The following is a 20,709-nucleotide window of genomic DNA, read 5'->3' on the forward strand; positions in this document are numbered from 1 at the left end:
CACACCTGCGTCCCGGGCAGACTACCTAGATCGTATCGATCACGTCTGCGACGGTGGCCCCGATTCGTCGCACGATCTCCGGACGGATGTGGCGCGTTCGTGGTGGACCGTGTGAACGTCGGGCGTCGGGCGTCGCCGTGCCCCGCGATTCCGGGGCGCGAGCCGTCCCGTGCTAGTCTTCTGCGGCACGCGCGAGTGGCGGAATAGGCAGACGCGCACGGTTCAGGTCCGTGTGCCCGAAAGGGCGTGGGGGTTCAACTCCCCCCTCGCGCACGTGACGAGGGTTTCGACTTCCGAGTCGGAAGACCTTCGGAAAGTCCCGGTCAGGATCCTGGCCGGGACTTTCTGCGTCCCGGGGTCAGTGCGGAGCGGTGGACGACGGCGTTCGCCGGGTCTCGGAGTGGCTGGCCAGGGTCATGTCCGATGGCTCACGGTGTGCCTCGATGTCAGTCTCGGTGTGCCTGGCAGCGGTACCTCACCGGTACGCCGGTCAGCGAGTTTCCGAAACCACCCACGTGACGAGGTCCCGGTCAGGCAGGTCCTGACCGGGACCTCGTGTTGTGCGGCGGTCAAGTCCGGTGTCGTGCGCCCGCGCGGCCGCCGCGTGCTGTGCCAGGGCCCCTCGCTCGAGGCCCCGCCATCTCGTGCCCACGAGATCGCCCGACGCGCCGGGCTTGCGTCACGGGAAACCGGTATCCTACGATCGGGAAACCGGTTCCTCAGTTCCCACCTCCTCTGATCGCCTCGACGAGATTTTCCGAGGCGGGCCGCCCGACGTCGTCGTCGGCGGTCGCGCAGGGCGCACGACCCAGCGCCCGCGCACCAGGACGAGGTCGTCGCGTCGACCGGCGCGAGCGAGGACTGGACCGTGAGTCACCACGCACTGCCCCCGGTTCGATGACGAAAGGTGAGGCACCACGATGAGACGACCCGTCGCACGACGACTGCTCGCGGCCACCGCCGCGACGGCCCTGGCGACCACGATGGGCGTGACCGCCCTGACCACGACCGCGAACGCGGCCGTGACCGGCAGCCCGACCGGCTACGCGACCCAGAACGGCGGCACGACCGGTGGCGCCGGCGGCCAGACCGTCCGCGCCACGACCGGCACCCAGATCCACGCCGCCCTGTGCAACAGGGCCAGCGACGACACCCCGATCGTCATCGAGGTCGAGGGCACCATCAACCACGGCAACACGGCCAAGGTCTCGGGCGACAGCTGCAACACGGCGGCCGGCGTGATCGAGCTCAAGCAGATCAGCAACGTGACGATCGTCGGGGTAGGGAGCGGCGCCACGTTCGACCAGCTGGGCATCCACATCCGTGAGGCCAGCAACATCATCATCCAGAACGTCACGGTGAAGAACGTCAAGAAGTCCGGCTCGCCCACGTCCAACGGCGGCGACGCCATCGGCATGGAGAGCGGCGTGCGCAACGTGTGGGTGGACCACGTGACGCTCGAGGCGTCGGGCGGGGAGTCCGAGGGCTACGACGGCCTGTTCGACATGAAGGCGGGCGTCCAGTACGTGACGTTGTCCTACAGCATCCTGCGCAATTCCGGCCGCGGCGGCCTCATCGGCTCGAGCGAGAGCGACACGTCCAACGGCTTCGTGACGTTCCACCACAACAAGTACGAGAACATCGACTCGCGCACACCGTTGCTGCGCGGGGGCGTCGCCCACATCTACAACAACCACTACGTGCACCTCAACGAGTCCGGGATCAACTCGCGGGCCGGGGCGAAGGCGAAGGTCGAGAACAACTACTTCGAGGACTCGAAGGACGTCCTCGGCACGTTCTACACCGACCAGAAGGGCACCTGGCAGGTCGCCGGGAACGTCCTCGACAACGTCACGTGGTCGAGCCCGGGCGGCGACATCCAGCCGGCCGGCCCGAACATGACGTCCACGACGTCGGTCAGCATCCCCTACTCGTACACGCTCGACGGCGCGAGCTGCGTGCCGAACCTCGTGAACCAGACCGCGGGCGCGAACAAGGGCCTCAAGGTCTCGGACGGCTCGTGCACGCCGCAGACGCCGGACCCCGACCCGTCGGACCCGACGGACCCGGGTCCCGTCGACCCGACGGACCCGCCGGAGCCGAGCGCGGAGACGATCTACGTCGCCCCGAACGGCAGCGCGAGCGCCGCCGGCACGCTGTCGGCGCCGACGACGCTCCCCGTCGCGATCGAGCGCGTCGCCTCGGGCGGGGAGATCTTCCTGCGCGGTGGCACGTACGACCTGTCGTCGACCGTCACGATCGAGCCGGGCAACGACGGCACGTCGGGCGACCGCACCCTGCTCTCCGCGTACCCCGGCGAGCGGCCGGTGCTCAACTTCTCGGCGCAGGCCGAGAACTCGGCGAACCGCGGGCTCGCGATCGGCGGCGACTGGTGGCACGTCTACGGCATCGTCGTCGAGCACGCGGGCGACAACGGCATCCTGCTCGGCGGCAGCAACAACGTCATCGAGCGCGTCGTGACCCGCTACAACCACGACACCGGCCTCCAGCTCTCCCGCCTCGTGGCCGGCGCACCGGCGAGCGAGTGGCCGTCGAACAACCTCGTCCTCAGCAGCGAGTCGCACGACAACGCGGACTCGGACGGCGAGGACGCGGACGGCTTCGCCGCCAAGCTCACGTCCGGCCCGGGGAACGTGTTCCGGAACACCGTGGCGCACAACAACATCGACGACGGCTGGGACCTGTACACGAAGTCCGACACCGGGCCGATCGGTGCGGTGACCATCGAGAGCTCCCTCGCCTACGAGAACGGCACGCTGTCCGACGGCGGCCAGGCCGGCAACGGCGACCGCAACGGGTACAAGCTCGGCGGCGAGGACATCGAGGTCGACCACGTCGTGCGCAACTCGTTCGCCGTGAACAACGGCAAGCACGGGTTCACCTACAACTCGAACCCGGGATCGATCACGGTCAGCGGCAACGTCGCGGTGGGGAACGAGGAGCGCAACTTCAGCTTCGACGCCGGGACCCACCGCTTCAGCGGCAACGTGTCGTGCGACTCCGGGACGACCGACAAGACGGTCGGCACGGACTCGGGCGGCAACTCGTTCTGGTCCGGCTCGAACGGGTCGGCGTGCTCCGCCTACGACGGCGAGCTCGGCTGGTCGTTCGCGGCGGACGGCTCGCTCCGGGTCACCTTCGGCGGCGAGCCGACGAACCCGACCGACCCGACCGACCCCACGGACCCCACCGACCCGACGGACCCGACCGACCCGCCGTCGGGCACCAACCTCAGCATCGGTGCCGGCGCGGACGGCTCGAGCAAGGCCAGCGGGACGAGCTACGGCAACGCCATCGACGGCAGCACCGCGACCTGGTGGTCGCCCAGCGGCTCGACGGGGACCGTCTCCGTCAAGTGGGGCACCGCGACGACCGTGGGTCGGGTCGTCGTCAAGGAGGCCGCAGGTGGCGGCAGCATCGGGACGTGGCGCCTCGTGAACAACGACACGGGCGCCGTCCTCAAGACGGGTTCCGGCGCGGGGACCATCACGTTCACCGCGACGTCGCTCAGGAAGATCAACCTCGAGATCACCGGTGCGTCGGGCACGCCCCGCGTCGCCGAGCTCGAGACCTACGCCGGGTAGCCCGACCCTCCTCCGGGAGACCCGGGCACGACCCCGGGCGGGACCACCTGGTCCCGCCCGGGCTCGACGACGGCCCCGCCGCGCCGTCCGCGGCGGGGCCGTCCATCACGGCGTGCCGTCCGCAGCGCCGTAGCGTCGCGCTGTCGCGACGGCGCGGTCCCGCAGCACGTCGCGCAGCGGTGCCGGGTCCAGCACCTCGGCGTCCGGCCCGAGCTGCCACACGGCCCAGACGGCGTGCCGGAGGTCCTGAAAGCTGACGTCGAGCACCAGCAGTCCGTCGTCGCCGACGGACTCGGCGTGGACGGAGACCGCGGTGCCCACGAGCGCCGCCCGGAGGTCCGGCACGAGCCGGACGCGCGCGACGACCTGGTCGCCACCCGCCCGGAACCGGGCGCTGCGCTCACGCCAGAGCTGCTCGAGGTCGACGACGTCGGGACGGTCCGCCGGTTCGGCGAGGGCTTCGGCAGCGAGGATCCGGGAGAGGCGGTAGGTGCGGTCCTCCCCGCCGACGGTGGCGAGCAGGTAACCCGTGCCGCGGGCGGTGACCATGCCCACCGGGTCGACCTCGCGCGAGGCCGGCGGCCGGTCGACGGCGGCGTAGCGGATCCGGAGCCTCCGTCCGTCGAGCACGGCGCGCCGGACCTCGCGCAGGACTGCCGCGGGGACCTCCTCGGCGGCCTGCCGGCGAGCGAGCAGGTCGATCTCCGGCTCCACGAGGATCCGTCGGGCCGCGTCGTCGTCGGCGTCACGGTGGGCCTCGGGAAGCGCGTCGACGACCTTGCGGACGGCCGACGCGAGCGCGGGCCCGAGGCCGAGCACCTGCTCGCCGCGGCCCGACGCGGCGCTGAGCACGGCGAGCGCCTCGTCCGGGTTGAGGCCCGTGAGCTCGGTGCGGAACCCGGGCAGCAGCGCGAACCCGCCATGGCGACCGCGCTCGGCATAGATCGGCACGCCCGCGGCGGAGAGCGCCTCGACGTCACGCAGGACCGTCCGGGTCGACACCTCGAGCTCGCGCGCCAGGGTGGTCGCGGACAGCCGGCCCCGCTGCCGGAGCAGCAGCACCAGGGAGACCAGCCGGTCGGCGCGCACCCGAGAAACGTACCGGGATACATGACAGAGGGTGTCGTCTATCGCCGACAGGCTCGGGGACGGGCGTGCGGGACGTCGGCCACGAGGGTCGACGCGCGCCCGGCAGGACGAGTCGGACGGAGTCGGCATGGCAGTGGAACGAACGGCGATCAACCCCGTGGCGTGGTCGCAGGAGCTGGGGTTCAACCAGGCAGAGCTGGTCTCCGGGCATACCCGGACCCTCTTCTGCTCCGGGCAGACGGCGATGTCGCACGACGGTCGCCCGCAGCACGACGGTGACCTCGCGGCGCAGCTCACGCTGAGCCTGGACAACCTGGAGGCGGTGCTGACGGAGGCGCGCATGACGCTCGCGGACGTCGTCCGGTTGAACGTCTACACGACCGACGTCGACGCGCTCTTCCAGCACTACGGGCTGATCGCCGCGCGACTCGGGGCCGCGCGCGTGGCCCCGGCGACGACGATGCTCGGGGTGACCCGCCTGGCGGTCCCCGGACAGCTCGTCGAGCTGGAGGCGACCGCCGTCGCCTGAGCACGCCGGCGGCGCCGGACCAGGGTCACCCGGCTCCGGCGCCGCCGCCCTCCGCGTCCTCCAGCACGCGGGCGAGCTCGGAACGGGGTCGCGTCGCCGTCGCCGACGAAGGTGAGGCTCTCGACGGCGCCGCAGAACACGCGATGGCGCCGACGGCTTCCAACCCTAGATCTGCTAGGGTCAGTACCCCTAGAAGAACTAGGCATAGGAGTGCCATGCGTATCGACAAGGACCTCGTGGCCGCGTCGGCCACCCCGCTCGTGCTCGGGATCCTCGCCGACGGCGAGTCGTACGGGTACGCGATCCTCAAGCGCGTCGACGAGCTCTCGGGCGGCCGCATGCAGTGGACCGACGGCATGCTGTACCCCCTGCTGCACCGGCTGGAGCGGCTCGGGCTCGTCGAGGCGTCGTGGGGCACGTCCGACGTCGGGCGGCGCCGCAAGCACTACGCGATCACCTCGGCGGGGCGCGAGGCGCTCGTCGAGCGGCAGGCGCAGTGGGACGTCGTCGCGCACGCGCTCCGGCAGGTGTGGCGCTCCGCACAGGACGGGCTCCAGAGCCCTCCGCGCGTCGCGGAGGGGTGGGCCTGATGGCCCCCGGTACGACGGCGCCCGCCGCCGGCGCCGCGAGTCCCGGTCCGCACGCCGCGCTCGAGGCCCAGATCGACCAGTGGCGCGGGTACGTCCGCCGCCGCGAGGCCATCTCCGCGGCGGACGTCGACGAGATGGAGGACCACCTGCGCGAGCGGGTCGAGGACCTGCGCGCGACGGGGCTCGACGACGACGAGGCGTTCCTCGTCGCGGTGAAGCGCATGGGCACGCTCGACGACCTGTCGCGCGAGTTCGCGCAGGAGCACTCCGAGCGGCTGTGGAAGCAGCTCGTCCTCGTCGGCGAGCAGCCGGGACGCGCGCGGTCGTGGCGCGAGCTCGCGGTCGTGCTCGCCCTCGCCGTCGCGGTGGGCGTCACGGTCAAGGTCGCGACCGTGCTCCTGCCCTGGGAGACGGTCGCCCTCAACGTCGGGCTCCTCGTGCTGCCGTTCCTCACGGCCTACCTCGCGTGGAAGCGGCAGGTCACGGCGCGCGTGGTCGGGGCGCTCGTCGTGCCGTTCGTCGCGCTGGGCCTCGTCCTCAACCTGTACCCGTTCGCGCCCACGGACTCGACCTTCGTCCTCGCGGCGCTCGCCGCCCCCGTGACGCTGTGGTCCGTCGTCGGGCTCGCGTACGTCGGCGGGCGGTGGCGCTCGGACGCGCGCCGCATGGACTTCGTGCGGTTCACGGGCGAGCTCGCCGTGTACTACACGCTGATCGCGCTCGGGGGCGGCGTCCTGCTCGGCCTGACGATCGGGATCTTCTCGCTCGCCGGCGTCGACCTCGAGCCCTACCTCGATTCGTGGATCCTGACCCTGTGCGTCCCCGCGGCGCTGATCGTCGCCGCGTGGCTCGTCGAGGCCAAGCAGAACGTCGTCGAGAACATCGCGCCCGTGCTCACGCGCGTCTTCACGCCGCTGACGCTCGTCATGCTCCTCGCCGCGTTCGTCGTCCTCGCGACCGCGGGGAACCTCGCCGCCGTCGACCGCGAGCTGCTCATCCTCATGGACGCGATCCTCGTGCTCGTCCTGTGCCTGCTCCTCTACTCCGTCTCCGCGCGCGACCCGCTCGCGCCGCCGTCGTTCTTCGACGGGCTCCAGGTGGTCCTCGTCGTCGCGGCGGTCGCGGTCGACGCCGTCGCGCTCACCGCGATGCTCACGCGCATCGCGGAGTTCGGCGTGAGCCCCAACAAGGCCGCGGCGCTCGGTCTCAACCTGCTCCTCCTCGTGCACCTCGTGCGGTCCGCGGTGCTCGCGACGGCGTTCCTGCGCGGGCGGCGCCCGTTCGCCGACCTCGTGGCCTGGCAGACCCGGTTCCTGCCCGTGTACGCGGCGTGGGCGGCGATCGTCGCGATCGTCTTCCCGCCCCTGTTCGGGTTCGTCTGAGGGGCTGACGCCGCACGCACCCCGGGCGTAGCGTGACTCGGATGACGGATGCCGCTCCCGGAGGGCCGCCCGACGGCGGGCTGGTCGACTGGCTGCTCGACTCGGACCCGGCGCTGCGCTGGCGGGTGGAGCGCGACGTCGTGCACGCGCCGCCCGAGGTGTGGGAGGCGACGCGGGCGCGCGTCGCGACCGACGGCTTCGGCGCGCGCCTGCTCGCGCTGCAGGACCCCGACGGGCAGTGGGCGGGCGGCGCCTACTTCCCCGCCGACGCGGGAGCGGTGGACGCCGGCGGGGCGCCGGAGGAGGGCCAGCCCTGGACTGCCACCACCTGGTCGCTCGTCGCGCTGCGCGAGTGGGGGCTCGACCCGGACGTCCTGCGCGCGCGGCGCACGCCCGAGCTGCTCGCCGCGCACAGCCGCTGGGAGTACGACGACCTGCCCTACTGGGGCGGCGAGGTCGACTGGTGCATCAACGGGTACACGCTCGCCGCGGGCGCCTGGCTCGGGGTCGACGTCTCGGAGCTGCTCGCCGCGGTGCTCGCGGGCCGGCTGCCCGACGGCGGGTGGAACTGCGACTGGGTCGAGGGCGCCACGGTGTCGTCGTTCCACTCGACGCTCAACGCCCTCAAGGGCCTGCTCGCGTACCAGGAGCTCGCCGGCGGCGGCGACGAGCTGCGTGCCGCGAGACGGTCCGGCGAGGAGTACCTGCTGCGCCGCGGCCTGTTCCGCCGCCTGAGCACGGGCGAGCCCGTCGGCGACTGGGTGTTCCGCCTCGCGTACCCGTTCCGCTGGTACTACAGCGTGCTCAACGCGCTGGTCTACCTGCGCGAGGCGTCGCTGCTCGACGGGACGCCGCCGGACCCCCGCGCGGCGGACGCCGTCGAGCACGTCCGCCGCGCGCGGCAGCCGGACGGCACCTGGCTCCAGGGCCGGCGCCACCCGGGTCGGGTGTGGTTCGAGGTCGACGCGCCCGCGGGCGAGCCGTCACGCTGGCTCACCTACCACGCGACCGTCGTCCTCGACTGGTGGGACGGCGCGCGCGGTCAGGACGCGGGGGCGCCCGACACGACCTCCGCGTCGTCCAGCACCGCGATCAGCTCGTCGAACCACTCGACGTAGCTCGCGTAGGTGAACGGGCGCTTGTCGTCCCAGCCGACGACCTGACCGGCCTGCACCGCGGGCAGACCTGCGTAGACCGGGTTGGCGGCCATCGCCTCGGCGGAGCCCGTGTAGCTCAGCACGACGTCGGCCGGGTGGTCGGGCACGCGCTCCCAGCTCAGCTCGGCCCAGCCCTCCTGGTCCTGCGGGCCGCCGATCGTGAAGCCCAGCTCCTCGAGCAGCGCGAGCTGGCCCAGGTTCTTCTGACCGACCCACAGCTGCTCGGCGCCGTTGAGCGGCAGGATCGTCAGCGGCTTCGTGGCCGCGATGCCGCGCAGCGTGGCCAGCCGCTCGTCGAACGCAGCCTTCGCCTCGGTGACCTCCGGCGCGTCGACGTCGCCTCCGAGCGCCTCCGCCAGGGACGCGTAGTCCTCGATCACCTCGACCACCGGGCGGCCCGAGAACTTCATGCCGACGAACGGCGCGACGGCGGTCGCCTCCTCGGTGACCGTGTCGTCCCACCAGGTCCAGGCGCTGCCGTCCTCGTTGCCGAACCCGATCACGAGGTCGGGGTCGAGCGCGAGCAGCTTCTCCAGGTTGAGCTCGGCGTCGGCCCCCACGACCTCCATCTCGTCGACCTGGGCGTTGCCGATCGACAGCGCACCGGCGTCGGAGAAGCCGTACCCGAACACCCCGGCGGGGCGCACTCCGTAGTCCCACAGCGCCGCGGCGGTGTAGCCGTCCACGACGACGCTGTCCGGCACGTCGTCGAGCTGGTACGTCGTGCCGTAGCCCGAGGACGTCCAGGACCAGCCCTCCGCGGCCGACGGCGCCGCGTCGGCCGCGTCGTCGGCGCCCGGCTCGGTGCCGGTCGAGCACGCCGCGAGCGTGACCGCGAGCCCGACGGCGAGCGTGCCGGCGGCGAGGGAACGCACCGGGCGCCAGGGTCGGGTCGGGCCGGCCGCCGTGGGCAGGGTGGACGAGGGACGGGTCGTGCGGGTCATGCGGTGCTCCTCCGACGAGGCGGTGCGGGCGAGCGCAGGACGGTGGGGGGCCGGTCGGTCGGGTGGGTCGACCGGCTGGGGAACGGGGCCGTGCGGTCAGGCGCGGCGAGGACGACCCTCGGGCACGACGAGCGGGGTGCCCGTCACGGGGTCGGCGATGATGCGGCACGGCAGGCCGAACACGTCCTCGACGAGCTCGGCCGTCACGACGTCGGCCGGCGCGCCCTCGGCGACGATCGCGCCGTCCTTCATGGCGATGAGGTGGGTCGCGTAGCGGCAGGCGTGGTTGAGGTCGTGCAGCACCGCGACGAGCGTGTGCCCACGGTCGCGGTTGAGGTCGGCGCACAGCTCGAGCAGCTCGATCTGGTGCGCGATGTCGAGGAACGTCGTCGGCTCGTCGAGCAGGAGGATGGGGGTCTCCTGCGCGAGCACCATCGCGACCCACACGCGTTGGCGCTGCCCGCCGGAGAGCTCGTCGACGAGGCGGCCCGAGAGCTCGGTCGTCCCGGTCGCGGCGAGCGCGCCGACCACGGCGGCCTCGTCCTCGCGGGACCACTGCCGCAGGAGCTTCTGGTGCGGGTAGCGCCCGCGCGCCACGAGGTCGGCGACGGTGATGCCCTCGGGCGCGATCGACGACTGCGGCAGGAGGCCGAGACGGCGCGCGACCTCCTTCGCGGGGATCGAGGAGATCGAGCGGCCGTCGAGCACGACCTGCCCCCGCGACGGCTTGAGCAGGCGCGACAGCGCGCGCAGCAGCGTCGACTTGCCGCACGCGTTCGGCCCGACGATCACCGTGAACGAGCCGTCGGGGATGCTCACGTCCAGGTCGGTGGAGATGACGCGGTCGTCGTACCCGACCGTGATCTGCTCGGCGTGCAGGCGGTCGGCGGGCGGGACGCGGTCCGCGCGCGCGTCGGCCGACGCGTCGGCGACGGCGCCGCGCGGGTCGGCCGCGAGGTTCGTGAGAGCCACCGAGGTCCTTCCGGTCTGCGGGTTCGTGGTCACTTGCGGGCCTCGCGCACGAGGAGCCAGACGAGGTAGGCGCCGCCGACGCTCACGGTCACGACGCCGACGGGGAGCTGGGTCGGGGCGAACGCGCGCTGGGCGACGAGGTCGCTCGCGGCGAGCAGGACGGCGCCCATGACGGCGGCGGGAAGGATCCGCACGCCGGCGGCGCCCGTGAGGCGGCGGGCGAGCTGCGGCGCGGCGAGGGCGACGAACGCGATGGGCCCGGCCGCGGCGGTGACGAGCGCGGTGAGCGCGACGCCGACGACCACCAGGGCGAGGCGCACCCGCTCGCTGCGCAGGCCGAGCGCGGCCGCGGCGTCGTCCCCCAGCTCGAGCAGGCCCATGCGTGGCGCGAGCCACACGAGCGGCAGCGCGAGGAGCGCCGCGAGCACGCATGCGGGTACGGCCTGCGCCCAGGTCATGCCGTTGAGGGAGCCGGCGCCCCACACGGCGGCAGCCATCGCGGTCTCGAGGTCGGCCTTGATGATGAGCCACTGGTTGACGGACGCGAGCATCGCGGACACGGCGATCCCGACGATGATGAGCCGGAAGCCCTGCACGCCGCGCCGGTACGCGAGGACGTACACCACTCCCGCGGTGACGATGCCGCCCACGAGCGCCCCGGCCGCGACGCCGACGTACCCGCCACCGAGCAGCATGATGACGACGAGCGCGCCCGTGTACGCGCCGGTGTTGAACCCGATGACGTCGGGGCTGCCGAGCGGGTTGCGCGTGAGGGACTGGAAGATCGCGCCGCTCGCGCCGAGCGCCGCGCCGAGCACGAGCGCCATGAGCGCGCGCGGCAGGCGCCACTCCACGACGACCATGTGCACGGGGCCGTCGGTCGCGCCCACGAGAGCCTGGAGGACCTGCGGGACGGTGAGCGGGTAGTCGCCGGTGGTGAGCGCGACGACGCCGATCGCGAGCGCGACGAGCAGCAGCACCCCGCACACCCCGAGCGTGCGCAGGTCGAACCTGAGGCTCGCGCGGCCGCGGAGCCCGCGCACGACGCGCGTGGGGCGGCCGAAGTCGACGCGGCGTGCGCCGCCGTCGGCCATGCGGGGTCCCACGGGCGCGTCGTCCCGGACCGGGGCGCTCACAGCCCGCTCGCCTTCGAGCGGCGCACGAGCGCGATGAGGACGGGCGCCCCGACGAACGCCGTGACGATGCCGACCTGCAGCTCGCCCGGCATGACGACGACGCGACCGACCACGTCGGACACGAGGAGCAGGACGGGCGCGAGCACGGCCGAGTACGGGAGGATCCAGCGCTGGTCGGGGCCGACCGTCCAGCGAGCGACGTGCGGCACCATGAGCCCGACGAATGCGATCGGCCCGGCGGCGGCCGTCGCGGCCCCGCACAGGAGCATCACCGCGACGCCGACGAGCACGCGCGTGCGCCCGACGTGCGCGCCGAGCGAGCTCGCCAGGTCGTCGCCCAGCGCGACGGTGTTGAGCGGGCGCGCGACGACGAGCGCGAGGACGAGCCCGACCACGACGAACGGGGCGATCGTGCCGGCCATCTCCATCGTGCGGCCGGCCAGCGAGCCGGCGCCCCAGAAGCGCATCCGGTCGAACGCCGCGGGGTCGAGCAGCGTGATGCCCTGGGAGATGCCGCTCAGGACGGCCCCCAGCGCGACGCCCGCGAGGGTCAGGCGCACCGGCGTCGCGCCGCCGCGCCCCTGGGAGCCGATGGCGTAGACCGCGACCGTCGCCACGACCGCCCCGGCGAACGCGAACCAGATGAACGACCGGATGTCCGTGAACCCGAGGAACGCGACCGCGAGCACGACCGCGAACGCGGCCCCGGCGTTGACGCCGAGGATGCCCGGGTCGGCCAGCGGGTTGCGCGTCATGGCCTGGATCAGGGCGCCCGAGACGCCGAGCGCGGTGCCGACCAGCAGCCCGACGATCGTGCGCGGCAGGCGCAGGTCGCGGATGATCACGTGGTCGCCCGAGCCGTCGTACCCGGTCAGCGCGTCCCACACGGTGCCGAGCGGGACCGGCTTGGAGCCGACGACGAGGCTCAGCACGATCGCGAGCACGAGGGCCACGACGGCGACGAGGAGACCCAGGCTGCGGCCCGCGTTCGTGCGGGCGACCCCGGCGGGCCGGTCGCCGCGGTCCGTCGCGGGCCGGACGGTCCCGCCGGTCCCGTCGGTCCCGTCGGGGACGTCGGCCGGCGCGGCGGCGGTCGCGGGCGAGGTCATGGCGCTCGGATCTGCTCGGGGGGCGGGTGCCCGGTCGGTCAGGGACAAGTGAGGTTACCCTCACCTTAGGTCACCGACGGGTGCGCCCGGCAAGGCCGTGCCTTCGCCCGCCGAGGTGATCCGCCTCACGCACCGCGGCGGGAGACGGTCCCGCCGACGTGCCGGCTCCCCGCTCTCCCCCGGCGCGGGGCGAGCCCGGCCGAGGGTTGCCGCGCCCCGGTCGCGCGTGTGCGAGAGTGGCCGCATGACCTCGCACGTTCCCGTCGCCGCCGACCACGTCGTCACCGTCGACGACCAGGGTCGTCGGACCGGCACCTTCGAGCGCGCCGCGGTCCACACGACCGAGACGCCCCTCCACCTCGCCTTCTCCTGCTACGTGCTCGACGACGCGGGCCGCCTCCTGCTCACGCGGCGCGCACTGACGAAGCGCACGTGGCCGGGCGTCTGGACCAACTCCTTCTGCGGCCATCCGCGCTGGACCGAGACCACCGAGGAGTCGATCGTCCGCCACGCGCGCCACGAGCTCGGGTTCGAGATCGCCGACCTCGAGGTCGCGGTGCCCGGGTTCCGCTATCGCGCCGTCGACGCCTCGGGCGTCGTCGAGAACGAGATCTGCCCCGTCTACGCGGCGCGCGCCGCGGGCACGGTCGAGCCGAACCCCGACGAGGTGATGGAGACCGTCTGGGCGGACCCCCGCGACGTCGCGCGCGCCGTCGCCGCCACCCCGTGGGCCTTCAGCCCGTGGATGGTGCTCCAGGTCGCGGCCCTCGGCGCCGCGAGCGCGGAGGGCGACGCCCCGACGGCGCTCCTCGCCGCGGCGTTCCGGCCCCCCTCGGCCTGAGATCCGTCGCCGTCCGCGAGACGCTCAGCGTGTCGTCCGGGGTGCAGCGCCCTGGTGCTGCGCAGGTCTGCGGGACCCCGAGGCCGTCTGCGCCCCACATACCGCTCACGTCGCCCGCGTCCCCCCTCGTCGGTCGGCCGGCGCGGTCTGCGTTCCACGCGACCCTCGCAAGACAGGCATCGCGGGGGGTCACCGTGCGCCGCGTGCTCCGGGCGATGGGGGGTGTCCCCGTCGGGGTTCCGCCGGTCCGGCGCGCGCGTTCGGCGTCGGCGCCGAGCCGGGTGACAATCGACGCATGCCTGCCGCGGTCCCCGACTCCCCCGCCATCTCCGACCGGGCGGCCGGCGTGCCCGTCCCTGCCCGCGACGCCTCGTTCGAGGAGCACGTCGCGTGGGCCCGTGCCGTGCCCGTGGTGGGGTTCGACCTGACGCCCGTGGCGCAGCGCGTGATCGAGGACCCGCTGCCGTGGGACTACGCCGCGCTCGCGCGCGAGCTGGTCGGGAGCGGCCGAGGCTCGGTGCTCGACCTGGGGACGGGCGGCGGGGAGCTCCTCTCGACGCTCGGACCGTTCCCCGCCGGGACCGCGGCCACGGAGGGCTGGGCGCCCAACCTGCCGGTGGCCCGACGTCGGCTCGAGCCCCTGGGCGTCGAGGTCCGGTCCGTGGAGGGCGACGACGAGCAGCTCCTGCCGTTCTTCGACGGCCAGTTCGCGGTCGTGCTGGACCGGCACGAGGAGTTCGACCCCGACGAGGTGCTCCGCGTGCTCGAGCCGGGCGGAGTGTTCCTCACCCAGCAGGTCGACACCCGCGACGGCCTGCGGCTCAGCACGGCGCTCGGCGCCGAGCTGCCGTGGGACCCGGACTCGGTGACGCTCGAGGCCGCGGTCGAGGTGCTGCGCGACGCGGGGTTCGTCGTCGACGTCGCGCGCGAGCACGAGGGCCTGCGCCGGTTCCGCGACCTGTCGTCCGTGCTCTGGTACCTCAAGGTCGTCGCGTGGCAGGTGCCCGACCTGGCGTCGCTCTCCCCCGAGGCTGTCGCGCGGTACGAGGCGCCGCTGCGCGCCCTGCACCTGCACCTGGCCGCGGGCCACGAGTTCGTCGACGAGGCCCCGCGCTTCCTCGTCGTGGCGCGCAAGCCCTTCTGAGACGCTCCTGACCCGCCGCCGGTCCCGGGCCGCGCCTGACGCTCACGGCGCGACGGGGCCGGGTCGCGGTGGGGCCGTGGAGTCGCGGACGACGAGCACGTGGTCGGTGCGCTTGCGGCGGGGGCGGGCCGACGGCGGGCGGAGCGCCATCTCGAACGCCGCCGCTCCCATCTCGCTCATCGGCAGGCGCACGGTCGTCAGCGCGGGCGCGAGGTCCTGAGCGACCTGGATGTCGTCGAACCCGGTGACGGACATGTCGCGCGGCACGACGACGCCGCGCTCGCGCAGGAGCGAGAGCACCCCGGTGGCCATGGCGTCGTTGAGCGCGAGGATCGCCGTGGTGTCCGGGCGCTGGGCGAGGATGCGCTGCGTGGCGTCGCGCCCGCCCTCGCGCGTGAAGGGCGCGTGCACGACGAACAGGTCGTCGGGGTCCAGCCCGTGGGCCGCGACGGCGCTCCGGATGCCGGCGGTGCGGTCGGCGACGGTCGTGAGGCGCTCGGGTCCCGCGGCGATCGCCAGTCGGCGGTGGCCCAGGCCGAGCACGTGGTCCGTGAGGCTCGCCGCGGCGGCCTCGCTGTCCGGGAGCACGGCGTCGCTGTGCAGGTGGTGCCGCCCGATGACGACCACCCGCCCCCCGGCCTCCTGGAACGCCTCGAGCTCGCGCGCGGCGTCGGCCTCCATGGCGGGCTCGACGTACCCGGACCCGGCGACGAGGATCGCGCCGACGCGGTGCGCGCGCATGAGGCGGATCTGCGTGACCTCGGCGCTCGGCTCGCGCTCGGTGTGGCTGATCTGCACGCTCCACCCGTGCTCGGTCGCGACCCGCACGACGCCGCTCGCGATCTCGGAGAAGTACGGGTCGCCGATCTCGTAGACGAGCAGGCCGGCGACGGAGGTCGTGCCCCCGGCGAGCGTGCGCGCGTGCGGGTTGGCGATGTAGCCCATCTGCGCGGCGACCTCGCGGACGTGCTCCGCGAGCACCTCCGAGACACCGTCGCTGCCCGACAGCGCGCGCGACGCGGTCGCGAGCGACACGCCCGCCCGCTCGGCGACGTCCACCAGCCGCAGCGCGCTCCGGCCCTTCGTGGTCCGACCCTCTCGACGCACCCCTGCTCCGCTCGTCCGCGCGTCGCCCGGTCGGCGGCCCGAGGGCCCTCCCCGACGTGACGCTTGCCACATCCGCTGTCCGCACCGTACTCTAGCGGAAGCGCTTACGAAAGCGCTTTCGCAAACAGGCAGTCTCGTACGGAGCAGTACGACCTCAGGTCTTCACTACGACGAAGTAGGGAGAGTCACGTCCATGCATTCTCGGTCGACTCCACGGATGTCCACCCGCCCCCGCTCACGCCGCGCGCTCGCCCTCGCGGCCGGCGTGTCCGCGACGGCGCTCGTCCTCACGGCGTGCTCCGGCGGGTCCGACGGCGAGGGCGGAGGCGGCGGGTCCGACGACCCGATCGTCATCGGCATCTCCCTCCCGCTCACCGGCGACTTCTCCGAGCCCGGCAAGGGCGTCCAGCGCGGTTACGAGGCCTGGGCGCAGTTCGTCAACGAGGACGGGGGCCTCCTCGGGCGTCAGGTCGAGCTCAAGATCCTCGACGACCAGTCCAACGCCGACCGCGTCGTGCAGGACTACGAGGCGCTCATCGCCCAGGACGAGGTCGACCTCGTGTTCGGCCCGTTCTCCACACGCCTCGTCGTGCCGAGCGCCCGCGTCGCCGAGGAGTACGGGATGCTCTTCGTCGAGCCCGCGGGCGCCGCGAACGAGGTCTTCGAGCAGGGCTTCGAGAACCTCTTCTACGCCGCCCCGGCCGTCGCGGACGACCACTACAACTACCTCGCCGACCACATCCTCGACATGCCGGAGGGCGAGCGCCCGCAGACGGTCGCCGTCGCGGCGATGGACGACCCCTTCGCCCAGGGCACGGCCTACGGCCTGCGCGACAAGCTCGCCGACGCCGGGCTCGAGATCGTCGTCGACGAGGTCTACCCGCCCAACACGACCGACTTCTCCTCGATCGCCGCGAAGATCAACGACTCGGGCGCGGACATGGTCATCGGCGGCACGCAGTACCAGGACGCGGTGAACCTCATCGTGGCGCTGCAGCAGCTCAACTACCAGCCGCAGCTCGCGGCCTTCTCCACCGCGCCGACCAACCCCGAGTTCTCCGCGGCCATCGGCGCCAAGACCGAGGGCATCCTCTCCCCCACGGGCTACACCGAGACCGCGAGCTGGCCGTCCAACGTCGACTTCGTCGAGCGGTACACGGAGCTGCACGGCAACCCGCCGGGCGAGGACGAGGCGAACGCGTACACGACCGGCCAGGTCGTCGCCGCCGCGGTCGAGGCCGTCGGCTGCGCCGAGCAGGGCGAGTGCCAGCAGGAGCTCATCTCGTGGCTGCGCAGCAACGAGGTCGAGACCGTCGTCGGACCGCTGACCTGGGACGAGACGGGCAAGCCGCAGGGCGCCCACCTCATCCAGCAGTACGTGGGCGGCGAGATCCAGATCGTCCTGCCGCAGGACGCCAAGGAAGCCGACTTCGTCTTCCCCAAGCCGGCCTGGTGATCGCCTCGTGACAGGAACGCTCCTCTTCCAGAGCCTCGTGCTCGGCGTGCTGCTGGGAGGGCTCTACGCCCTCCTGGCAGCGGGCCTCACCCTGTACTTCGGCGTGATGCGCGTCGTGATGATCGCCCACTCGGCGTTCCTCATCCTCGCCGCGTACCTCGCCTGGTTCTTCAACCAGCAGACCGGCATGGACCCGCTGCTGTCGCTCGTCGTCACCGTGCCGCTGTTCTTCCTCGTCGGTGTGGGCATGCAGCGGCTGCTCATCACGCGCCTGCGGCCCGCGACGCTCACGATGATGTCCGTCCTCCTCACGTTCGCCGTCGCGCTCTTCATCGAGGGCATGATCGGCTTCGTCTGGAGCGGCACGCAGCGGCGCATCCAGCTCCCGTACTCGGGCGCGAGCATCGAGTTCTTCGGGGCGCGGATCGCCGTCGTGAAGCTCGTGGCCTTCGGGCTCGCCGCGCTGTCCCTCGCGCTGCTGTACCTGCTCATGAAGCACAGCCGGTTCGGCCAGGCGCTGCGCGCGACGATCCAGCATCGTGAGGCCGCACAGCTCGTCGGCATCAAGACCGACCGTGTCGCGGGCTACGGCTTCGGCCTCGGCCTCGCGACCGCCGCCATCGGCGGGACCGCGCTGTCGCTCGACGCGACGATCTACCCGTCGCTGCACTGGCACTGGATCGGCCCGCTCATGGCGATCATCGTCGTCGGCGGCCTGGGGTCCATCCCGGGCGCCGCGATCGCCGCCATGGTGCTCGGCATCGGCCAGAGCCTGCTCCAGGTGCCGCTCGGCACCACGTGGGCGCAGACCATCTTCTACGTCGCGCTCTTCGCGACGCTGATGCTGCGGCCCCAGGGATTCTTCGGAGGTCGCCTTGCCCAACGCTTCTGACACCCGTCCCGCGAGCGGCCGCGGCGCCGCGGCCGGTCGCGCGGTGCCCGACGCCGCAGGCGCGGCCGCCGCCCCCGCCGCACCTGCCGCACGCCGCCCCTGGGGCCGCGTCGTCCGCCTCGCCGCGCTCGTCGTCCTCGCCGTGCTCGTCCTGGCCTTCCCGACGATGGCGCCCAACGCGTACATCCTGTCGGCCGGCATCGTCGTCCTCAGCTACGCGTGCACCGCGACCGCCTGGAACTTCATGGGCGGCTTCACGGGGTACGTGTCGCTCGGGCACGCCGCATTCTTCGGCCTCGGCGCCTACGGCACGGGGTTGCTGATCCGCGACCTGGGGCTGCCGAGCTTCGTCGCGTGGCTGACCGCCGGCGCGATCGTGCTGCTCGTGACGATCCCCGTCGGGATCGCGGCGCTGCGCGTGCGCGGCGCGTCGTTCGTCATCGTCTCCATCGCGTTCGTCCTCATCCTGCTGCTGGTCTTCCAGGCGTGGGGCACGTTCACGGGCGGCTCCGACGGCCTCGTGGTGCCGCGTCCGTTCCCGGACATGCTGCGGCCCGAGCACCACCGCACGTTCTTCTACCTGTTCGCCGCGCTGCTCGTGGTCATGCTCGTCGCGTGGTGGGCCATCGACCGCTCACGGTTCGGCACCGGTCTCAAGGCGGTGCGCGAGGACGAGGACAAGGCCCAGGCGCTCGGCGTCCCGACGCGCAACTACAAGCTCGTCGCGTACGTCGTCTCGGCGACCTTCACCGGCCTCGCGGGCGGCATGTACGCCCTGTGGTTCGGCGACCTCGACCCGATCTTCCAGTTCTCCATCATGCTCGGCGCCTACATGGTGCTCATGGCCCTGCTGGGCGGCGTCCGGCACCTGTTCGGCCCGCTCCTCGGCGCCGTCATCGTCGGCTCCGGCCTGGAGTACTTCAAGCTCGAGTTCGGCGACACCCAGTTCCACCTCGTCGCCACGGCCCTGCTGCTCGGGATCGTCGTCCTGTTCATGCCGGACGGGATCATCCCCGCGGTCCAGTCGCTCGTGAAGCGCTTCGGCCCGCAGGACTCCTCGATCCGCGAGATGACCGCGGCCGAGCTGCTCGAGCGCAACCGCGCCGCGGCCGCCGAGCCGGCCGCCGAGGCGCCCGCTGAGCCGAGCGCCGCCGTCGTGCCGCAGGGACGGCACGCGGACGACGAGCCGGTCGCGGAGGGCACGGGAGAGGAGAAGGACCGATGACGACGACCGCACCCCCGACGACACGCAACCTCGAGACCGTCGGCCTCACCAAGTCGTTCGGCGGCGTCCACGCCGTGCGCGACGCGACGGTCACGTTCCACCACGGCAAGATCAACGCGCTCATCGGCCCCAACGGGTCGGGCAAGACGACGTTCTTCAACTGCGTGACGGGCATGATCAAGCCGGACTCCGGCACGGTCACGTTCCGCGGCGAGGACATCACCCGGCGCGCGCCGCACAAGATCGCGCGCGCCGGGATCGGGCGCAGCTTCCAGCTCTGCCGCGTGTTCCCGCGCATGACCGTCCTCGAGAACATGCTCGTCGCGGTCCGGCGCACGAAGGTGCGCGAGCTGCTCGCCGGGGCGCGCAACCCCGAGGAGATCGACAAGGCGCGCGCGCTGCTCGTGCGCGTCGGCATCGACCACCTGGAGAACGTCGAGGCGCGCAACCTGTCCTACGGGCAGCAGAAGCTGCTCGAGCTCGCCGGCGTCCTCATGGGCGACCCCGACACGATCATGCTCGACGAGCCGGCGGGCGGCGTGAACCCGGCGCTCGTCGGGCGCATCGGGACGCTCGTGCAGGAGCTCAACGCCGAGGGCAAGACGTTCCTCGTCGTCGAGCACAACATGGACATGGTCATGAGCCTGTCCCACCACGTCATCGTGTTCGACCGGGGCCGGCCGATCGCCGAGGGCACCCCCGCCGTCGTGCAAGCCGACCCGCGAGTGCTGGAGGCCTACCTTGGTGTCTGACCCGACCCCCGGGACGGGGGCGAAGCAGGAGTACCTCCTCGAGCTGGACGACATCCAGGCCGGTTACGGCCGCGCGGCGATGGTGCTGCGCGGGCTGACGATCAAGGTGCCGGCGGCCACGGTGGTGTGCCTCGTCGGGCCGAACGGCGCGGGCAAGTCGACCGTGCTGAAGGTCGCGAGCGGGCTGCTCAAGCCGCGCTCGGGCCGCATCCTCGTCGGCGGTCGCGACGTCACCGGCCAGGGCCCGCAGGAGATGCTGCAGTCCGGCCTGGCGCACGTGCTCCAGGGCCACAGCGTGTTCCGCGAGATGACGGTCGCGGAGAACGTGCTCCTCGGCGCGTACACGCTGCGCGACAAGCAGAAGATCGCGGAGCGCGTGGCGTTCGTGCAGAACCTCTTCCCCATCGTGGGCGAGCGGTGGAAGCAGCTCGCGGGGCTGCTGTCCGGCGGGCAGCAGAAGCAGGTCGAGTTCGCGCGCTCGCTCATGGTGAGCCCGGAGGTTGTGCTGCTCGACGAGCCGTCGATGGGCCTCGACCCCAAGACGACGTCGACGGTGTTCGAGCAGGTCGTGCGCATGCGCGACGCCGGTGTCGCGGTCCTGCTCGTCGAGCAGAACGCGCGTCGCGCGCTCGAGACGGCGGACATCGGGTGCGTGCTCGACCTCGGCCGCGTCCACATCACCGGGCCCGCCCCGGAGCTCCTCGCCGACCCCCAGCTCTCCGAGCTCTACCTCGGCGGTCGTCCCGCCGAGCGCTCGCTCTCGCAGAACGGATGACCGC

General features: G+C 72.8%; 18 protein-coding genes and 1 tRNA gene. 13 read left to right on the forward strand and 6 right to left on the reverse strand.

All coding sequences use genetic code 11. The features are described from left to right. Positions 1 to 189 precede the first annotated feature (189 nt). Together JN535_RS00505 and JN535_RS00510 are read left to right on the forward strand one after the other, a co-directional pair. A tRNA-Leu gene (locus JN535_RS00505) sits at positions 190 to 273 on the forward strand. A gap of 647 nt (positions 274 to 920) precedes the next feature. Next, positions 921 to 3,605, forward strand: coding sequence for a pectate lyase family protein (locus tag JN535_RS00510; RefSeq protein WP_240200409.1), 2,685 nt, complete (start codon positions 921 to 923; stop codon positions 3,603 to 3,605). A 105-nt stretch (positions 3,606 to 3,710) separates the two neighbouring features. On the opposite strand, the gene JN535_RS00515 is transcribed toward JN535_RS00510, so the two are convergent. After that, on the reverse strand, positions 3,711 to 4,694 hold the full coding sequence (locus tag JN535_RS00515; protein WP_205201016.1) for a helix-turn-helix transcriptional regulator: 984 nt from the start codon (positions 4,692 to 4,694) through the stop codon (positions 3,711 to 3,713). A gap of 133 nt (positions 4,695 to 4,827) precedes the next feature. On the opposite strand from JN535_RS00515, the gene JN535_RS00520 reads away from it, so the two are divergent. The 4 genes from JN535_RS00520 (at position 4,828) to JN535_RS00535 (ending at position 8,313) form a co-directional block, all read left to right on the forward strand. Further along, a complete protein-coding gene (locus tag JN535_RS00520) occupies positions 4,828 to 5,223 on the forward strand; it encodes a RidA family protein (protein ID WP_205202829.1) in 396 nt (131 codons plus the stop codon). 215 nt (positions 5,224 to 5,438) lie between these two features. Further along, the gene (locus JN535_RS00525; RefSeq protein WP_205201018.1) at positions 5,439 to 5,813 is read left to right on the forward strand and encodes a PadR family transcriptional regulator; all 375 of its coding nucleotides are present in this window, start codon (positions 5,439 to 5,441) and stop codon (positions 5,811 to 5,813) included. After that, positions 5,813 to 7,195 (forward strand): permease prefix domain 1-containing protein, encoded by a 1,383-nt coding sequence (locus JN535_RS00530; RefSeq protein WP_205201020.1) that lies wholly within the window; start codon positions 5,813 to 5,815, stop codon positions 7,193 to 7,195. Before JN535_RS00525 ends, JN535_RS00530 begins: the two co-directional genes overlap by 1 nt. 41 nt (positions 7,196 to 7,236) lie before the next feature. Beyond that, entirely contained in the window at positions 7,237 to 8,313 is a 1,077-nt protein-coding gene (locus JN535_RS00535) for a squalene cyclase (RefSeq protein ID WP_240200411.1), read from the forward strand. On the opposite strand, the gene JN535_RS00540 is transcribed toward JN535_RS00535, so the two are convergent. The 4 genes from JN535_RS00540 to JN535_RS00555 form a co-directional block, all read right to left on the reverse strand. Further along, positions 8,238 to 9,296: an ABC transporter substrate-binding protein gene (locus JN535_RS00540; protein WP_205201021.1), complete on the reverse strand. Its 1,059-nt coding sequence runs from the start codon at positions 9,294 to 9,296 to the stop codon at positions 8,238 to 8,240. The two genes, JN535_RS00535 and JN535_RS00540, sit on opposite strands and share 76 nt — an antisense overlap. Before the next feature lie 96 nt (positions 9,297 to 9,392). After that, on the reverse strand, positions 9,393 to 10,175 hold the full coding sequence (locus JN535_RS00545; protein ID WP_240200463.1) for an ABC transporter ATP-binding protein: 783 nt from the start codon (positions 10,173 to 10,175) through the stop codon (positions 9,393 to 9,395). A gap of 122 nt (positions 10,176 to 10,297) precedes the next feature. Then, a complete protein-coding gene (gene fepG / locus JN535_RS00550; protein ID WP_205202831.1) occupies positions 10,298 to 11,362 on the reverse strand; it encodes an iron-enterobactin ABC transporter permease in 1,065 nt (354 codons plus the stop codon). A 38-nt stretch (positions 11,363 to 11,400) separates the two neighbouring features. Continuing rightward, positions 11,401 to 12,513 carry an iron chelate uptake ABC transporter family permease subunit gene (locus tag JN535_RS00555; protein ID WP_205201025.1) on the reverse strand — a complete coding sequence of 371 codons (1,113 nt, stop codon included), beginning with the start codon at positions 12,511 to 12,513 and terminating at the stop codon, positions 11,401 to 11,403. A 244-nt stretch (positions 12,514 to 12,757) separates the two neighbouring features. On the opposite strand from JN535_RS00555, the gene idi reads away from it, so the two are divergent. Together idi and JN535_RS00565 are read left to right on the forward strand one after the other, a co-directional pair. Further along, positions 12,758 to 13,354, forward strand: a complete 597-nt coding sequence (gene idi / locus JN535_RS00560; RefSeq protein ID WP_205201028.1) for an isopentenyl-diphosphate Delta-isomerase — start codon at positions 12,758 to 12,760, stop codon at positions 13,352 to 13,354. Positions 13,355 to 13,649: 295 nt separating this feature from the next. Next, the gene (locus JN535_RS00565) at positions 13,650 to 14,498 is read left to right on the forward strand and encodes a class I SAM-dependent methyltransferase (RefSeq protein ID WP_205201030.1); all 849 of its coding nucleotides are present in this window, start codon (positions 13,650 to 13,652) and stop codon (positions 14,496 to 14,498) included. A gap of 42 nt (positions 14,499 to 14,540) precedes the next feature. Here the strand turns inward: JN535_RS00565 and JN535_RS00570 are convergent, their stop codons facing one another. Beyond that, positions 14,541 to 15,605, reverse strand: a complete 1,065-nt coding sequence (locus tag JN535_RS00570) for a LacI family DNA-binding transcriptional regulator (RefSeq protein WP_307868017.1) — start codon at positions 15,603 to 15,605, stop codon at positions 14,541 to 14,543. 217 nt (positions 15,606 to 15,822) lie between these two features. Here JN535_RS00570 and JN535_RS00575 point away from each other — a divergent pair, with 217 nt between their 5' ends. The 5 genes from JN535_RS00575 to JN535_RS00595 are packed head-to-tail and all read left to right on the forward strand — an operon-like array spanning position 15,823 to position 20,705. Further along, positions 15,823 to 17,061 carry an amino acid ABC transporter substrate-binding protein gene (locus JN535_RS00575; protein WP_205201034.1) on the forward strand — a complete coding sequence of 413 codons (1,239 nt, stop codon included), beginning with the start codon at positions 15,823 to 15,825 and terminating at the stop codon, positions 17,059 to 17,061. A gap of 7 nt (positions 17,062 to 17,068) precedes the next feature. Next, positions 17,069 to 17,953: a branched-chain amino acid ABC transporter permease gene (locus JN535_RS00580; RefSeq protein WP_047230871.1), complete on the forward strand. Its 885-nt coding sequence runs from the start codon at positions 17,069 to 17,071 to the stop codon at positions 17,951 to 17,953. Continuing rightward, on the forward strand, positions 17,937 to 19,178 hold the full coding sequence (locus tag JN535_RS00585) for a branched-chain amino acid ABC transporter permease (protein WP_240200412.1): 1,242 nt from the start codon (positions 17,937 to 17,939) through the stop codon (positions 19,176 to 19,178). Before JN535_RS00580 ends, JN535_RS00585 begins: the two co-directional genes overlap by 17 nt. Next, positions 19,175 to 19,930 carry an ABC transporter ATP-binding protein gene (locus JN535_RS00590; RefSeq protein ID WP_205201036.1) on the forward strand — a complete coding sequence of 252 codons (756 nt, stop codon included), beginning with the start codon at positions 19,175 to 19,177 and terminating at the stop codon, positions 19,928 to 19,930. The genes JN535_RS00585 and JN535_RS00590 overlap by 4 nt, the downstream gene beginning before the upstream one ends. After that, positions 19,923 to 20,705 carry an ABC transporter ATP-binding protein gene (locus JN535_RS00595; RefSeq protein ID WP_307868020.1) on the forward strand — a complete coding sequence of 261 codons (783 nt, stop codon included), beginning with the start codon at positions 19,923 to 19,925 and terminating at the stop codon, positions 20,703 to 20,705. Before JN535_RS00590 ends, JN535_RS00595 begins: the two co-directional genes overlap by 8 nt. The last annotated feature ends 4 nt before the right edge of the window (positions 20,706 to 20,709 follow it).

The sequence above is a fragment of the Cellulosimicrobium cellulans genome, assembly GCF_016921195.1.
GTDB lineage: Bacteria > Actinomycetota > Actinomycetes > Actinomycetales > Cellulomonadaceae > Cellulosimicrobium > Cellulosimicrobium cellulans_F.

Excerpts from the sequence above, each read along its gene's own strand:
- JN535_RS00510 (WP_240200409.1), top strand. The coding sequence starts at position 921 with ATGAGACGACCCGTCGCACGACGACTGCTCGCGGCCACCGCCGCGACG.
- JN535_RS00525 (WP_205201018.1), top strand. The coding sequence starts at position 5,439 with ATGCGTATCGACAAGGACCTCGTGGCCGCGTCGGCCACCCCGCTCGTG.
- JN535_RS00530 (WP_205201020.1), top strand. The coding sequence starts at position 5,813 with ATGGCCCCCGGTACGACGGCGCCCGCCGCCGGCGCCGCGAGTCCCGGT.
- JN535_RS00535 (WP_240200411.1), top strand. The coding sequence starts at position 7,237 with ATGACGGATGCCGCTCCCGGAGGGCCGCCCGACGGCGGGCTGGTCGAC.
- JN535_RS00540 (WP_205201021.1), bottom strand. The coding sequence starts at position 9,296 with ATGACCCGCACGACCCGTCCCTCGTCCACCCTGCCCACGGCGGCCGGC.
- fepG (WP_205202831.1), bottom strand. The coding sequence starts at position 11,362 with ATGGCCGACGGCGGCGCACGCCGCGTCGACTTCGGCCGCCCCACGCGC.
- JN535_RS00555 (WP_205201025.1), bottom strand. The coding sequence starts at position 12,513 with ATGACCTCGCCCGCGACCGCCGCCGCGCCGGCCGACGTCCCCGACGGG.
- idi (WP_205201028.1), top strand. The coding sequence starts at position 12,758 with ATGACCTCGCACGTTCCCGTCGCCGCCGACCACGTCGTCACCGTCGAC.
- JN535_RS00565 (WP_205201030.1), top strand. The coding sequence starts at position 13,650 with ATGCCTGCCGCGGTCCCCGACTCCCCCGCCATCTCCGACCGGGCGGCC.
- JN535_RS00575 (WP_205201034.1), top strand. The coding sequence starts at position 15,823 with ATGTCCACCCGCCCCCGCTCACGCCGCGCGCTCGCCCTCGCGGCCGGC.
- JN535_RS00590 (WP_205201036.1), top strand. The coding sequence starts at position 19,175 with ATGACGACGACCGCACCCCCGACGACACGCAACCTCGAGACCGTCGGC.